General features: G+C 70.7%; 16 protein-coding genes and 1 riboswitch. All 16 genes read left to right on the top strand.

Annotation, left to right across the window (positions count from 1 at the left end; genetic code table 11):
- The first annotated feature begins 95 nt into the window (after positions 1-95).
- A riboswitch (guanidine-I (ykkC/yxkD leader) is annotated at positions 96-196 on the top strand.
- 50 nt (positions 197-246) lie between these two features.
- The 16 genes from L0977_RS18180 to L0977_RS18105 all read left to right on the top strand — a co-directional run bounded on the left by L0977_RS18180 (position 247) and on the right by L0977_RS18105 (position 15,079).
- A complete protein-coding gene (locus tag L0977_RS18180) occupies positions 247-1,281 on the top strand; it encodes an ABC transporter substrate-binding protein (RefSeq protein ID WP_234266279.1) in 1,035 nt (344 codons plus the stop codon).
- A gap of 120 nt (positions 1,282-1,401) precedes the next feature.
- Complete coding sequence (locus tag L0977_RS18175; protein WP_234266278.1) at positions 1,402-2,415, top strand: fatty acid desaturase family protein; 1,014 nt, start codon at positions 1,402-1,404, stop codon at positions 2,413-2,415.
- On the top strand, positions 2,412-3,197 hold the full coding sequence (locus L0977_RS18170) for an SDR family NAD(P)-dependent oxidoreductase (RefSeq protein ID WP_234266277.1): 786 nt from the start codon (positions 2,412-2,414) through the stop codon (positions 3,195-3,197). Before L0977_RS18175 ends, L0977_RS18170 begins: the two co-directional genes overlap by 4 nt.
- Entirely contained in the window at positions 3,194-3,943 is a 750-nt protein-coding gene (locus L0977_RS18165) for an SDR family NAD(P)-dependent oxidoreductase (RefSeq protein ID WP_234266276.1), read from the top strand. Before L0977_RS18170 ends, L0977_RS18165 begins: the two co-directional genes overlap by 4 nt.
- A gap of 142 nt (positions 3,944-4,085) precedes the next feature.
- Positions 4,086-5,018, top strand: a complete 933-nt coding sequence (locus L0977_RS18160) for a DMT family transporter (protein ID WP_234266275.1) — start codon at positions 4,086-4,088, stop codon at positions 5,016-5,018.
- Positions 5,015-5,797: a creatininase gene (locus tag L0977_RS18155; RefSeq protein WP_234266274.1), complete on the top strand. Its 783-nt coding sequence runs from the start codon at positions 5,015-5,017 to the stop codon at positions 5,795-5,797. Before L0977_RS18160 ends, L0977_RS18155 begins: the two co-directional genes overlap by 4 nt.
- The gene (locus L0977_RS18150) at positions 5,794-6,471 is read left to right on the top strand and encodes a cysteine hydrolase family protein (RefSeq protein ID WP_234266273.1); all 678 of its coding nucleotides are present in this window, start codon (positions 5,794-5,796) and stop codon (positions 6,469-6,471) included. Before L0977_RS18155 ends, L0977_RS18150 begins: the two co-directional genes overlap by 4 nt.
- Before the next feature lie 4 nt (positions 6,472-6,475).
- Entirely contained in the window at positions 6,476-7,105 is a 630-nt protein-coding gene (locus tag L0977_RS18145) for a hypothetical protein (RefSeq protein WP_234266272.1), read from the top strand.
- 27 nt (positions 7,106-7,132) lie between these two features.
- Positions 7,133-7,924: an MBL fold metallo-hydrolase gene (locus tag L0977_RS18140; RefSeq protein WP_234266271.1), complete on the top strand. Its 792-nt coding sequence runs from the start codon at positions 7,133-7,135 to the stop codon at positions 7,922-7,924.
- Between the two features lie 89 nt (positions 7,925-8,013).
- Positions 8,014-8,769: an aspartate/glutamate racemase family protein gene (locus tag L0977_RS18135; protein ID WP_234266270.1), complete on the top strand. Its 756-nt coding sequence runs from the start codon at positions 8,014-8,016 to the stop codon at positions 8,767-8,769.
- A gap of 128 nt (positions 8,770-8,897) precedes the next feature.
- Positions 8,898-9,449, top strand: coding sequence for an RNA polymerase sigma factor (locus L0977_RS18130; protein ID WP_234266269.1), 552 nt, complete (start codon positions 8,898-8,900; stop codon positions 9,447-9,449).
- A gap of 76 nt (positions 9,450-9,525) precedes the next feature.
- A complete protein-coding gene (locus L0977_RS18125) occupies positions 9,526-10,578 on the top strand; it encodes a FecR family protein (protein WP_234266268.1) in 1,053 nt (350 codons plus the stop codon).
- A gap of 90 nt (positions 10,579-10,668) precedes the next feature.
- Positions 10,669-13,077 (top strand): TonB-dependent siderophore receptor, encoded by a 2,409-nt coding sequence (locus tag L0977_RS18120; protein WP_234266267.1) that lies wholly within the window; start codon positions 10,669-10,671, stop codon positions 13,075-13,077.
- On the top strand, positions 13,067-14,287 hold the full coding sequence (locus tag L0977_RS18115; protein WP_234266266.1) for an MFS transporter: 1,221 nt from the start codon (positions 13,067-13,069) through the stop codon (positions 14,285-14,287). The genes L0977_RS18120 and L0977_RS18115 overlap by 11 nt, the downstream gene beginning before the upstream one ends.
- Before the next feature lie 63 nt (positions 14,288-14,350).
- The gene (locus tag L0977_RS18110) at positions 14,351-14,776 is read left to right on the top strand and encodes a hypothetical protein (protein ID WP_234266265.1); all 426 of its coding nucleotides are present in this window, start codon (positions 14,351-14,353) and stop codon (positions 14,774-14,776) included.
- A 9-nt stretch (positions 14,777-14,785) separates the two neighbouring features.
- Positions 14,786-15,079: an MFS transporter gene (locus tag L0977_RS18105; protein ID WP_234266264.1), complete on the top strand. Its 294-nt coding sequence runs from the start codon at positions 14,786-14,788 to the stop codon at positions 15,077-15,079.
- The last annotated feature ends 133 nt before the right edge of the window (positions 15,080-15,212 follow it).

Here is a 15,212-nt window from a genome sequence, read left to right as displayed (position 1 = left end):
TTGGTGCAAAACCGCGCAGACGTGCCTGGCACGCTCCGTGCATAGGTGAAGGCAGCATGGAGAGCGGTCTGCACACGGTTGTTGCAGCGGCTCGTGCGTAGGTCCACTAGGGTTCCGTCTGCGGCAGCGCAGGGTCTGGTCCGAGAGTGGACCGGCCTGATCGCAGGCTCCACGGAGGGACAAAAGCCCGGGAGAACGACGTTGATCGTCTCTCCTGCGTCTTGTCCCACTCCATGGAGCTTCCCTATGAAACTGGCAGGTCTCTTCTCCCCGTCCGCAGCCTCTCCCTCCGTGCTCGGCCGACTCCTCAAACCCGCGCTGGGTGCAGCGCTGTCGCTGGCAGCCGCCACCACGTTCGCGCAGGGCGTCACCAGCATGAAGATCGCCACCGTCGTGTGGATCGGCTACGGCCCGTTCTACGTGGCCGAGTCGCTGGACCTGTTCAAGAAATACAACCTCAAGGTTTCGCTGCAGGTCTTCACCGACCCGGCACTGATTCCCCCGGCCATCGCCTCGGGCGCGGTCGACGGCGGCATGCTGACCTACGACCAGGTGGTTGGCCAGGTCGCGGCCGGCAAGGCCATGAAGGTGGTCATGCCCATCGACTACTCCAACGGTGGCGACGCCATCGTGGCCGATGCCTCGGTCAAGTCGGTCAAGGACTTCAAGGGCAAGAAGATCGGCTACAACCCGCTCTCGCCCAGCGACTTCCTGCTGTCGTACGCGCTCAAGGTCCATGGCCTGGGCGAGAAGGACATCAGCCCCGTCAGCATGACGCCCGAAGCCGTGCCCGCCGCCATGGCCTCCGGCCAGCTGCCCGTGGGCGTGACCTACGAACCCAGCCTGTCGCAGATCCTCAGCCAGGGCGGCGGCAACAAGTTCAAGGTGGTGTTTTCCTCCAAGGACGCGCCCGGCCTGATCGCCGACGTGCTGGTGTTCGACGACAAGGTCATCAAGGCCAAGCCGGCGCCGATCAACGGCATCATCAAGGCCTACCTCGACGGCCTGGCCTACATGAAGGCCAAGCCCGACGACGCCGCCAAGATCATCGGCAAGTTCATGGGCATCCCGCCGGCCGAGGTCAAGGACCAGCTCAGCGGCGTCTACAACATCCCGTTGGCCGAGATGCCCAAGGCTTTCTTGCCAGCCAAGGAAACGACCTCGTACTACGCCAGCGGTGAGGTGATCGGCGAGTTGCTCAAGGCCAAGGGCCAGATCAGCAAGGTGCCCGCCACCGAAGCCACGATGGATCCGTCCTTCGTCAAGGCCCTGGCCAAGTAAGTCCGGCCGGGCGCCGCGCCCGGATCTGCCGCCCTCACCGTGCCGGCTGGCATGCGGGGGCGGGCAGAGCCCTGGCCGCCGCGCTCACGGTCCGGTGGCCCTGTCCGACGGAGACACCCGATGAAAAAACCCCTGTTCCGCCATGCCGATGGCGTCCGGCCCAACACGGCGGCGCTGGCCTTCACCGTGCTGGGCTGGCCGCTGGGCATCGCCCTGCTCGGCCAGGCCCACTGGGTCTGGAACGTGGCCGGCGTGCTGCTGGTCACCCTGACGCTGACCTGGTCGGCCTACTTCATTCACGAATTTGCGCACCAGGCCATCTTCCGCACGCCCGAAGCCAATGAGCGCTGGGGCGTGCTGATGAGCTGGATCAATGGCAGCGCCTACGCCCGCTTCGCCGACCTGCGGCGCAAGCACATGCGCCACCATGTCGAACGCGCCGACGTGCTCACCTTCGACTTCCAGCGCTTGCTGCGCGAACGCCCGCTGCTGCGGCGCGGTGTGCTGGCGCTGGAGTGGCTGCACATCCCGGCGGTGGAGTTCCTGATGCGCGGCATCGTGATGGCGCTGCCCTTCATCGACGAGCGCAAGCGCGACGCCCGCGGCCGCATCCTGGGCGTGGCCGCGGTGCGCCTGGCGGCCTGGGTGCTGCTGGCGGTGTGGTCGCTCAAGGCCCTGCTGCTGTACGCGCTGTCGTACCTGCTGTTCGTGCACCTGCTGCGTTTTGCCGACTGCTTCCAGCACACCTACGACACCTACCCCATCCTCGACGAAACGCCCATTCCGAAAGACAAGCTGCGCGACCGCGCCTACGAACAGGCCAACACCTACAGCGACGTGGTCGGCCTGGACGCAAAGTGGCTCAATCTGGTCTGGCTCAATTTCGGCTTCCACAACGCGCACCACGAGCGCCCGGTGGCGCCCTGGCACCAGTTGCCGGCCTTGCACCGCCAGCTCTACGCCGACGACTACCCGCAGGTGGTCACGGTGGGCGAGCTGCTGCGTGCGTACCACCACCACCGCGTCACCCGCGTGATGGCCGAAAACTACGGCGAGGTCCGGCCGCGTGGCACGCCGCACCGGGCCGACACCTTCATCGGCGCCGTGGGCGTGTCTTTCCTCACAGCGGTATGACGATGCACTATGGCCTGGACGGCCGCACCGTGCTCATCACCGGCGCAGCCGGCGGCATCGGCCAGGCGCTGGCCCGGGCCTTCCTCGAACAGGGCGCGCGGCTGCTGCTGCTGGACCGCGAGGCCGCGCCGCTGGATGCGCTGGTCGAAGCCCTGAGCAGCCACCAGGTGCACAGCGCCGTGTGCGATCTCGGCAGCGACGCCTCGGTGGCGGCCGTGGCCGATCTGGTGGCCCACCGCTTCGGCCGCCTCGACGCGCTGGTCAACAACGCGGGCACCGAATACCCGACGCCCGTCGACGACGCGGCGCCCGACGCCAACGCCCGCTGGGCCGCGCTGCTGGACAACAACACCACCAGCATGTGGCGCCTCACGCGCGCGCTGCTGCCTTCGCTGCCGCGCGGCGCGAGCGTGATCAACCAGTCCTCCATCTGGGGCTGCATCGGCGTTGCCGGCTTCTCGGCCTACGGCGCGAGCAAGCACGCGGTGGTGGGCCTCACGCGCTCGCTCGCGCTCGAACTCGGGCCGCGCGGCGTGCGCGTCAACGCGGTCTGCCCCGGCTGGGTGCGCACCGCCGCGGCCCTGCGCTCGCTGGCGGTGATGGCGGCCGAGCAGGGCCGCAGCGAAGCCGATGTCGAACGCGAGATCCTGGCGCGCCAGGCGGTGCCGGTGATGCTCGATCCCGCCGACCTGGCCGGCGTGTTCCTGTTCCTCGCCTCCGACGGGTCGGCCGCGCTCACCGGCCAGTGCCTGAGCGCCAGCCATGGCGAGGTGATGCTGTGATCCCCGCCCTCTCGCTGCAGGGCCGCACCGCCCTGGTCACCGGCGCCGCCACCGGCATCGGCCGCGCCTGCGCCGTGCGCCTGGCGCAGGCCGGCGCGACGGTCTGGATCAATCACCTCGGGCAGGCGGACGCGGCCGCTGCGCTGGTGCGCGATATCGTCGCCGCCGGCGGCCGGGCCCAGACCATCGAGGCCGACGTGAGCGACGCCTTGGCGGTGCAGCGCATGGCCGAAGCCGTGGGCGCCGTGGACGTGCTGGTGAACAACGCCGGCGTCATCCAGGAGAAGCCCTTTCTCGACACCACCGAGGCCGACTGGGACCGGTTGCTGGCCGTGGACCTCAAGGCGGTGTTCCTGGTTTGCCGCGCCTTCGTTCCCGGCATGCTGAGCCTGGGGCAGGGGGCCATCGTCAACATCGCCTCCGACCTGGCCCTGCTGGGCCGTGAGCGCTACGCGCCCTACTGCGCGGCCAAGGCCGGCGTGATCGCGCTCACCAAGTCGCTGGCGCGTGAGTTCGCCTCGCAGCACATCCGCGCCAACGCGGTGGCGCCCGGTCCCGTGGCCACCGCGATGGTCTCGCTCGAACACATGAGCGCGGAGTGGGTGGAGAAAGAACTCGCCATTCCGCAGCACCGGCTCGGTGCGCCGGAGGAGATCGCCGACAGCGTGCTTTTTCTGGCCAGCGACCTCTCGCGCTTCTACACCGGGCAGGTCCTCGGGCCCAACGGTGGCTCCGTCATGCCATGAACAGGAAGCACCCCCCGCGCCGCTTCGCGTCACCCCTCTTCAGAGGGGCGGCAGCTGAGGCCCGGCGAAGCCGGTTCTTCGGTGTCTCTGGCCTGGCCCCCTGCACTCAGTGCCTCATGTTCTCCGAGCTCCGCGGTACATCATGAAGTTGTTGCCAGCCCACCCCAGCGACCGCGTCGCCACGGCGGTGCTGCTGTTCTCGGCCACGGTCTGGGGCCTGACCTGGATGCCGCTGAAGTGGTTCGTCGCCCAGGGCCTGCCCGGCCCGCTGGTCTCGCTGCTGACCTACGGCTCGGTGGGCCTGCTCGCCGTGGGGCTGCTCTGGCGCGACCGCGCCGCGTGGCGCGCGCAGTGGGGCCTGGTGCTTGCGCTCACGCTGGTCGGCGGCTGGGCCAACACCTCGTTCGTGAATGCGGTGATGCTGGGCGATGTGGCGCGGGTGATGTTCCTGTTTTACCTCTCGCCCGTGTGGTCGGTGCTGGGCGGGCGGCTGTTCCTGAACGAGCGTATTCCGCCTGCGCGCTGGGGCGCGGTGGCCGGCGCGATCGTCGGGCTGTGGCTGGTGCTGGGCGGGCCCGGCGTCGGTGGCGCCGAGGCGCTGGCCTTCACCTGGGTCGACGCGCTCTCGCTCTCGGCCGGCTTCGCCTTTGCCGCCAACAACGTCATCGCCCGCGCCGCCGACCGCGTGCCCCTGCGCACCAAGACCTTCGCCGTCTTCGTCGGTTGCGGCCTGCTCTCGGCGCTGGCCACCGCACTGACAGGGCGCACGTTGCCCGGAATCGGTGCGTGGCTGTGGCTGGCGCTGCTGGCTTACGGCTTCGGCTGGATGCTGCTGGCCACCGTGACCTGGCAGTACGGCGTGACCCATCTGGAGAGCAGCCGCGCGGGCGTGATCCTGCTGGCCGAGCTGCTGGTGTCGGTGGGCACGGCCATTGCATTGGGTGGCGAGAGCCTGAGCCCCATGGGCTGGGCCGGCGGCGCGCTGATCACCTGTGCGGCGCTGGCCGAGGCCCTGTTCCCGCCCGCTGAGAAGCCCCTGACCGAAACCGCCCCCACCGCCGTGCACACACCATGAACACCACCGTCTGGATGAACCAGCTGTCCTGGGTCGACTACCAGCAGCGCATCCGCATCGAGCACCCGCCCGTGCTGCTGCCTGTGGGCGCGCTGGAGCAGCATGGCCCCCACCTCCCTCTGGGCACCGACGGCCTGCTGGCCGCCGCCGTCGCGGCCGACACCGCGGCGCGCGTGGGCGGCCTGGTCGCGCCCACGCTGAGCTACGGCTACAAGTCGCAGCCCAAGTGCGGCGGTGGCCAACATTTCTGCGGCACCACCAGCGTCGACGCCGCCACGCTCATCGGCCAGGTGCGCGACGCGGTGCGCGAGTTCGCGCGCCACGGCGTCGACAAGCTGGTGGTGGTCAACGGCCACTACGAAAACCAGTGGTTCCTGATCGAAGGCATCGACCTCGGCCTGCGCGACGCCAAAGCCGCCGACCCGTCCTGCGCGCTGCAGGTGATGCGGCTGGAGTACTGGGACTTCATGACGCCCGAGACCCTGGGCCACGTGTTCCCCGACGGCTTCCCCGGCTTCGCGCTGGAGCACGCGGCCGTGCTGGAGACGTCGATGATGCTGCACCACCACCCCGGCCTGGTGCGCATGGACCTGCTGCCGAACGACGGCCCGGCCGACTTCCCGCCCTACGACATGTACCCCAGCCGCCCCGACTGGGTGCCGCCCTCGGGCGTGCTGTCCTCGGCCAAGGGCGCGGACGCGGTCAAGGGCCAGCTGCTGTCCGAGGAGGTCGCGCGCCGCATGGCCGAGGCCATCACCACTGGATTCACACGCCCATGACCTCCCTGCACGACCTCGACCCCCAGGCCACCGCGCTGATCGTCATCGACATGCAGCGCGACTTCTGCAGCCCGGGCGGCTACGCGCACCAGGCCGGCCTGGACATCGCGCGCATGCAGGCCGTGGTGGGCCAGGTGAAGGCCCTGCTGGTGGCGGCGCGCGCGGCCGGCCTGCACGTGTTCCACACCCGCGAAGGCCACCTGCCCGACCTCTCGGACTGCCCGCCGGCCAAGCTGGCGCGCAGCGCGGCAGCCGGCGCGCCCATCGGCAGCCCCGGGCCGCTGGGCCGGCTGCTGGTGCGCGGCGAGCAGGGCCACGATTTCGTGCCCGAGCTGCGCCCGCTGTCGTGCGAACACGTGATCGACAAGCCCGGCTACGGCGCCTTCCACAAGACCACGCTGGGCGCGCTGCTCGGCGCCTTCGGCATCCGCCGCCTGCTGCTGTGCGGCGTCACCACCGAGGTGTGCGTGCATTCCACGCTGCGCGAGGCCATCGATCGCGGCTTCTTTTGCACCACGGTTGGCGACGCCACCGCCGCCAGCCAGCCCGAACACCAGGCCCCGGCCCTGGCCATGATCGGTGTCGAGGGCGGCATCCTCGGCGGCGTCTGCAGCACCGCCGATGCCGTGGCCGCGCTCAACGCCCTGCCGCGCGCGAACCGGGAAGCGGCATGAAGCCATGACCCACTGGATCGACCTGCCCGTGCCCGACGAGCCCGTGCCCGCCGCCTATCGCGGCGTCTGGCGACGCACCCTGCTCGAAACACCCGAGGGCCGCGACACCAGCACCCGCGTGCACTGGCTGCAGACCGAGGGCTGGCACGCCGACCTGCGCGTGCCCGCTGGCGTCGACCCCGCGATGCCCGAAGGCCGCGCGCAGTTGCAGGGTTTCTGCGGCCTCACGCGCATCACACCTGGGCGCGACGGCCAGCCCGACATCTGCACCTGGCACCGCCGCTGGGACGTGCAACCGCCGCGCAGCACGCCCGATGCGGGCCACATGGTGTTCGAGACGCCCGAGCGCGTGATCGAGACCGGCGTGCACGGCCGCTACCTGGAAATCTGGGAACGCCTGCCCGGCTCCACCGGCGCCTTTGCCGCGCAGGGTGAGGTGGATGCGCAGGGCCAGCCCACCGGCGCGATGCGCTTCGTCGCCGGCCGCTATGCCCTCACCGTGCGGCCGCGCATGGCCGACTGGCCGGCCGACCTGAAGCCGGACGACACCCTGGCCGCGCTGGTGCAGCGCTACCCGGACATGGCCGGCGCCTTGCTGGACTTCGACCTGGTGTTCAGCGAAACACCGGCCTAGACGGGCCCCTCCCGGCACAGGACCGCCATGCTCCAACCCATCGACGGCGACTGGTTTCAATTTCGCGCCCTCGGCGACGGCCTGACGCTGATCACCGAGCCGCACGTCATCCCCTTCCTGCGCTGCAACATCTGGCACATCCAGGGCCGCGACACCGACCTCGTGGTCGACACCGGCCTGGGCGTGGGCAGCCTCTACAGCGCCTCGCGCCACCTGTTCGGCCAGCGCGTGGCCGCGCTGGCCACCCACGTGCACCTGGACCACGTCGGCGGCCACCACGAATTCGCCGAATGCTGGTGCCACCGGCTCGAAGCGCCGGGACTGCGCGGCGCCGATCCGTCCTTCACCCTGGCCGACTTCGACCTTGGCGACGTGCGCATCGACGTGCCCGGTTACACCACCGGCGGCCCCGCCATCACCGCACTGCCCTCACCCGATTACGACCTGTCGGCCTGGCAGATCCAACAGGCCTCGGTCACCCGCGAACTCGAAGAAGGCGATGTCATCGACCTGGGCAACCGCCATTTCGAGGTGCTGCACCTGCCCGGCCATTCGCCCGGCAGCATCGGTCTGTGGGAAGCGAAGACCGGTACCCTGTTCTCGGGCGACGCGGTCTACGACGGCCCGCTGCTCGACCAACTGCCGCACGCCGACCGCGCCGCCTACGCGCGCACCATGGAGCGCCTGCTGACCCTGCCGGTGAACGTCGTGCACGCCGGCCACGACCCGAGCTTCGGGCGCGAGCGACTGAAGGAACTGGTGCGGGGGTATCTCGACGCTCAGGGACGTGTCCACGGCGCCCAGGTTTCCGGGCCGTAGCGGGCCGCCAGGCCCGGGCCATCCAGGGGCGCCGCCGCGCGACCCGGAGGCTGGGCATACTGGCGAGCTTTCCGTTCTGCCAGACCGCCATGCCCAATCCCGCCGCCCCCGCCATCGCCCCACTTTCCCGCTCGCCCCGGCACATCGGCATCGTGGGGTGTTCGGCCGAAGGGGCTGCGCTGTGTTACCGGACGATCTGCGCCGAAGCGCCGGCGTGGCTGGGGGCGCATGCCCATCCCGAGGTCTCGATGCACACGCCGTCGCTGGCCGCGTACGTCGACTGCCTGGACCGTGGCGATCTCGATGGCGTGGCCGCGCTCATGCTGGACTCGGCGCGCCGTCTGCAGGCTGCCGGTGCCGACTTCCTCATCTGCCCGGACAACACCATCCACCAGGCGTTCGGGCGCGTGCAACCCCGCTCGCCCCTGCCCTGGCTGCACATTGCGGACGAGGTGGCGGCCGAAGCGCAGCGGCGCGGCTTCCGGCGCATCGGCATCACGGGCACGGCCTGGCTGGTGGGCAGCGATGTGTACCCCGCTGCCCTGGCCCGCCAGGGGCTGGCCTGGGAGCGGCCCGACGATACCCAGCGCGCCACCATGGGCCGCCTCATCATGGACGAGCTGGTGGGCGGGGTGTTCCGGCCGGACACCGTGGCCTTCTTCCAGGCCGTGATCGAGGGCTTCGCGCAACGCGGCTGCGACGCCGTCGTTCTGGGTTGCACCGAGATCCCCCTGATCATCGGCGATTACAACGCGGCCCTGCCCACCCTGGACTCCACGCGGCTGCTGGCCCGCGCCGCGCTGCGCCGGGCCGTGGGGGCCGACGGGGCCCCACCGGTGCGCTGAACACCGCACCCGGAAGCTTTCGGCTGTTCAAGGATAATGCGAAGCATTCTTATCTGAATGCCCGCTGTCCTGTGGCGCCCACCGCGCTGTCCACGGGGCGTTGTCAGCCCCTGTGGATGGTCCGGTTCGTGTTCGAACGCTATTACCGAGAACTGCTGAATTTCCTGGCGCTCAAGGTGCGTGACCGTGACACGGCGGCCGACCTGACGCAGGAGAGCTTCGCGCGTGTCTACGCCGCCGAGCGCGCCGGCACGGCCATCCGCGATCCGCGGGCCCTGCTGTACCGCACGGCGCGCAATCTGCTGACCGACGGATACCGGCGCGCCAGCACCCGCCAGGCCGCGGCACCGGACGCCGGCGACAGCCTCATCGAACCCGACGATCACGCCGGCCCCGAGGCGCTGGAGCCGGACCGGGCGTTCGCCACGCGCCAGCGCTTCGAAGCGATCGCAACCATCGTCGACGGCCTGCCGCCGCGCTGCCGCGAAGCCTTCGTCCTGGTCAAGTTCGACGGCCTGAGCCATGCCGAAGTGGCCCAGCGCATGGGCATCGCGGTCAAGACGGTCGAAATGCAGGTGCAGATCGCGCTGGCAGCCTGCTGGGAACGCCTGGGCGAGCTGGACGGCGGCGACGCGGCCCCACGGTCGCGCCGGCCCAAAAACCATCCCCCCGAGAATTGACCGTGCGTCCCTTCCTTCCCGTCCGCCTTACAGGGTTGGCAGCGCGCCATGCGTCTACACCGATGAGAACCCCCGTATGACCCCGCTGAACAGTGCTCCGGACGATGCGCGGCGCCTGCGCCAGGCCGCCATGGACTGGTTCGTGCGCCGTCGCGACGCGGGCTGGTGCGCACCGGACGAAGCGGCTTTCCAGGCCTGGCTGGCGGCCGACCCGCGCCATGCCGAGGTCTACGCACAATGCGCCGAGCGCTGGGAGGCGCTGGACGGCATGCCCGCCGATCTGCGCGCGCGCCTGCACCGCCCGCCGGGCCACCGCAGCGGCCAGGCGGCCCCGGCCGCCCCCGCGCGGCGGCGCTTCCTGGCCTGGCCGGCGGCGTCGGCCCTGGCCGCCGCCGCCCTGGGCGGGGTGGGCTACGTGGCCTGGCAGCAACTGCAGGCCCAGCCGATCTACCAGCAGGCCTTCCGCACCGAACGGGGCCAGCAGCAGCAGGTGCCGCTGGCCGATGGCTCGCGCCTGCGCCTGGACACGGCCACCCAGCTGGAGGTGCGCTTCTACCGCCAGCGCCGCGAGGTGCGGCTGCTGGACGGGCAGGCCGTGTTCGAGGTGCAGCCCGACGGGCGGCCGTTTCACGTGCTGGCCGGGTCCACGCGCGTGACGGTGGTGGGCACACGCTTTGCGGTGCGCTACACGCCCGGCCTGCCGGGCCACAGCGGTGTGCAGGTGGCGGTGGAAGAAGGCCGGGTTCGCGTGGCCCGGCGCGACCCGGTGCAGGAAGCCGATGGCCGGTACGACCTGCAGGCGGGCACGCTGCTCGGCGCGGGCCAGCAGGTGGGCGCCGACCGCCAGGGCGTGCCGGGCCGGGTGGCTGCGGTGCCGGCCGACGGCATCGCGCCGTGGCGCGAACGGCGGGTGAGTTTCGTGGACGTGCCGCTGGCGCAGGCCCTGGCCGAACTGGAGCGCTACCGCCCGACCGGCCTGGTCGTGCGCGATCCGGCGGTGGCCGCCCTGCGGCTGTCGGGCAGTTTCGACCCGATGGCGGCCGGCGCGCTGCGCCAGGCGCTGCCGCGCGTGCTGCCGGTGCGCCTGCGCGAGCAGGACGGGGTCACCGAGGTGCTCGCGGCCGACTGAACAAGAATTTTTCGCATTCTTTACAGGGTTGCGGGCAGCGGCTGCGTCCACACAGGTAGCCCACCTGTTTTCCACTTGGAGAGACCCTGAATGAACCGCCGTCGCTCGCGGCCCCTGCCGCTTGTTCTGGCCCTGGCTTTTGCCTTCGGCCTTCCCGCGCTGCATGCGCAACCGTCCGGCACGCCGGTGCCGATCCAGATCGCTGCGCAGCCGCTGGCCCAGGCGCTCAACGACTGGGCGCGGCAGACGCGCCTGCAGCTCGTGGCGCCGCAGGCGGCCCTGGCCGGCAAGACGGCGCCCGCGGTGTCGGGCCAGCTGAGCCCGGCCGAGGCGCTGGAGCGGCTGCTGGCCGGTACCGGCCTGTGGGGGCGCTTTGAAGGCAGCCTGGTGACGATCGAGCCCCGGCCGGCGTCTGACGCGTCGGCCGCCACCGTCTTGAAGACCGTGGTGGTCACGGCGCAGGCCACGAACGAAACCGGTGACGGGCCGGTGCAGGGGTATGTGGCCCGGCGCAGCCTCACCGCCACCAAGACCGACACGCCCCTTCTGGAAACGCCGATGTCGGTCAACGTCGTCTCGCGCGAGCAGATCGAGAGCCAGGGCGCGCAGCAGCTCACCCAGACCCTGCGTTACACGCCCGGCCTGTCGGCCGACATCCGCGGCGACACCTCGCGCTTCGACATGCTGGCTTTCCGTGGCCTGGGCGCCGTGTCCGACACCTTCCAGTACCTGGACGGGCTGCGCCTGCCCCGGGGCGCGTCGTACCTGGTGCCGCAGATCGACACCTTCAGCCTCGAACGGGTCGAGGTGCTCAAGGGGCCGGCGTCGGTGATGTACGGCCAGGCCCCGCTGGGGGGCATCGTCAGCCTGGTGAGCAAGCGCCCGACGACCGAGACCTTCCACGAGCTGAGCCTGTCGGCAGGCAGCCACAACCGCCGGCAGGTCGCCTGGGACAGCGGCGGCGCGCTCAACGAGGACGGCAGCCTGTCGTACCGCCTCACGGCGCTGGCCCGCGCGTCCGACACGTCGGTGGACCTGACGAAGGAGGCGCGCGCCTACGTGGCCCCGTCGATCACCTGGAAGCCCGACGCGGACACCTCGCTGACCCTGCTGGCGCTGTACCAGCACGATCCCGAGGGCGGCTTCTACGGTGTGCTGCCGTCCAGCGGGACCATCCTGCCCAACCCGTACGGCGCGATCCCGCGCCACTTCTTCGACGGCTCGCCCGACGTCAACGATTTCGACCGCACCCAGACTGGCGTCGGCTACACCCTGAGCCACCGCTTCAACGACCAGTGGACGCTGCGGCAGAACCTGCGTTCCTGGCGCATGACGCTGGAGCAGAGCCAGGTCGGCAGCACGGGCCTGCTGGCCGACCAGCGCAGCCTGTCGCGCTACGCGCTGTGGTCTTCGGAGCGCCTGCATGCGGTCAACGTCGACACCCACTTGCAGGGCCGCATCCAGTCCGGCGCGGTCCAGCACCAGCTGCTGTTCGGGCTCGACCTGCAGCGCGACCGCTGGACCCAGACCATGGGCTACGGGGCCGCGCCCACGCTGGACATCGTGACGCCCGACTACAGCCAGGCCATTGCCCGGCCGGCGGCCTACACCAGCCCCGACCGGCGCCAGAACCTGGTGGGCCTGTACGCGCAGGACCAGCTCAAGATCGACCGGTGGAGCGTCACGCTCGGCGGCCGCTTCGACCGGGCGCACATCCGCACCAACAACCTGCTGGCCCGCTCCAGCGCGGACCAGACCCTGACGGAATCGACCTGGCGGGCCGCCGTGGTCCATACCTTCGACAACGGCGTGGCGCCCTACGCCAGCTACGCCACGTCGTTCGACCCGTCGGTGACCACCAACCCCTACGGCGCCCCGTTCCTGCCGACCACCGGCGAGCAGTACGAGGTCGGCGTCAAGTACCAGCCCCCGGGCAGCAACGCGCTGTTCACCGCGGCGGCGTTCGACCTGACGCAGCAGAACGTGCTCACCAGCGACACCACGTCGAGCCTGCCCAACGCCAAGGTGCAGACCGGCGAGGTGCGGTCGCGCGGGGTGGAGTTCGAAGCCCGTTTCAGCCCCTCCAGTGCGTTCAACGTCGTGGGGGGCCTGAGCCTCATCGACCCGCAGATCACGCGCAGCAACGGCGCCGATCTGGGCAAACGCCCGATCACGGTGGCCCGCACGACCGCTTCCCTGTGGGGCGACTACCGCCTGGGCCAGGGGCCGCTGGCCGGGCTCACCGTCGGGGCGGGGATGCGTTTCGTGGGCGCCGCGTACGCCGACCCGGCCAATACGCAGAAGATCCCGTCGTACCTGCTGGCCGACGCCATGCTGCGCTACGAACTGGGCATGCTGGACCCGGCCATGCGCGGCATGTCGATCGCGCTCAACGTCACCAACCTGGCGGACAAGGTGTACTTCACCTGCAACGGGGTGAACTTCTGCAACTACGGCCAGGGCCGGACCTTCCTGGCCACGTTCAAGTATGGCTGGTGAGCTTCTGCAACCGGCCCCGGGGGCGCCGACCCGCTGGCGCGTGCTGCTGGCCATCGGCGCGCTCTACGCGGGTTTCGGGGTGATGGCGGCGCTGCTGCAGGGCGGCCTGCCGCCGATCCTGCGGGCGCGGGGCCTGTCCATGGACCAGATCGCCTGGACCTTCGCGCTGTACCTGCCGCTCGGCCTGTCCTTTCTGTGGGCCCCCTGGGTGGACCGGGTGCGCCTGCCGTTCCTCTCGCCGCGCATCGGCTGGATCGTCGCTGCGCAAGCCGTGGCCGTGGCCGGCGTGGTGGTGGTCGCGCTGCTGGAGGCCGCGCCGCTGGCCGTGCTGTTCGGCCTGGGCCTGGTGGTGGCCATCGCCGCCGCCACCATGGACCTGGCCCTCGACGCGCTGGCGGTGGAGATGACCGGCGAGCAGCTCAAGCCGCTGGCGGCTTCGCTCAAACTCGCGGCGCTGGCCTCGGGCGCGGTGCTCGGCGGCGGTGTGTTCGTCGGGCTGCTGGCGCAACTGGGCTGGCAGGCGACCTTTCTGCTGGTGGCCGCGTTCCTGGTGGTCTCGGTGCTGCCGGTGCTGGGGTTGCGGGCGGCAGACGGCGCGGCAGGGGCCCAGCGGCCGGTCGCCGGCTGGCTGCTGGGCGTGCTGCGCCAGCCGGCCATGGGGCGGCGCCTGGCGATGCTGGTGGCCGCGGCCTGCGCCATCTTTCCGCTGACCGCGCTCAACCGCGTGATGCTGGTCGACCTGGGCGTGTCGCTGGAGCGCATCGCCTGGATCGTCGGCACGCTGCAGCCGCTGGGCCTGCTGGCGGTGTCGCTGGTGACCGCGCCGCTGATCCGCCGCCTGGGCCACCGCGGCGCGCTGACGGTGCTGGCGGCCGTGGGCCTGGGCTGCGGAGCGCTGCTGACCGGGGGCTACCTGGCGCAGGCGCCCGGCCTGGCGATCGCCGGCGCCGTCGGCATGGCCACGGTGGTGGGCGGGCTGATGGTGGTCTACGCCGCCCTGATGCTGAGCTGGTCCGCCGGCGACCAGGCCGCCACGCGCTACGCCGTGCTGTTCTGCGGCACCCGCCTGGCCGGCATCGTGGCCACCGTGTTCGCCGGCAAGCTGGTGGGCTGGCTCGGCTGGCCGCTGTTCTATGGCCTGGGCATGGCGGCGCTGGTCGCGTCGACGGCCTGGCTGCTGGCCGGGCTGCGCCGTGCCGGGTCGCCGTAGCGCGGTGCCTGGGCTGCCTGGTCCCTTTCTTCTTTCTGTTTGACCCGTTTCCGTTTGCCTGCCATGACCACACCCCTGTCCCCTCCACCCAGCCTCGACCCCGTGCTGTTCGACACCCGCGAATGGCCGGTCGTGTACGGCCGTTTTCCCGAACTCGACGAGCCCGAGCGCGTGGACCGCATCCTCGGCTCGCTGGACCGCCTTCTCGACCACCAGCAGCGCTTCGTGATGGTGTGGATTCCGCCGCGCCACGACCACGACGACGAGCCGCACGAAGACGAAAAACGCTCGGTGGTGTGGCTCAAACAGCGCAAGGACATGCTGCGGCGCTTCTGCGCCGGCTACGTCTACGAGACCGCCGATCCGACGCTGCAGGCCCTGCTGGAAGGGCGCCTGCAGACGGTGCGCAAGCTCTACGGCTTTCCCATGGTCGTGGTGAGCGACCGGGACAGCGCCCGCCAGCAGGCCCAGGCCATGCTGGCCTGCTGAGGGCTGCCGATGCTTTCGCGGCCCACTTCCGGCCGGGCGTTCGACGTCCGGCCGCTGCTGTTCGAAGCCTTCGTCTGCTCGCTGGCCATGATGTCCTTCGTGGCCGTGCTCGGGCCGATTGCGCGGACCCTGGGGTTCGCGCCGTGGCAGGCCGGCCTGGTGATGACGGCCGGGGGCTTGACCCTGGCCCTGTTCGCGCGTTTCTGGGGCCGGCTCAGCGACCGCTGGGGCCGGCGGCGCACCCTGCTGCTGGCGCTGGGCGGTTTTGCCTGCGGCGGGGTCTCCTCGTTTTCAGTGCAATAAGTGACGGTACGAAAAGCTAGCACTGGCGCGGGGGTGGTCTGGGTAGACCGTTGATTTCATTGACTTTCCTGTTCGCTTTGTAAACGGGTATGGTGGCCTCCCACTTTTGAGGTTCACGATGCAGGGTTGGCAC

This window comes from Hydrogenophaga sp. NFH-34, assembly GCF_021401345.1.
GTDB classification, from domain to species: Bacteria; Pseudomonadota; Gammaproteobacteria; order Burkholderiales; family Burkholderiaceae_C; genus Hydrogenophaga; species Hydrogenophaga electricum.
This window is presented reverse-complemented; position numbering and strand designations above follow the sequence as displayed.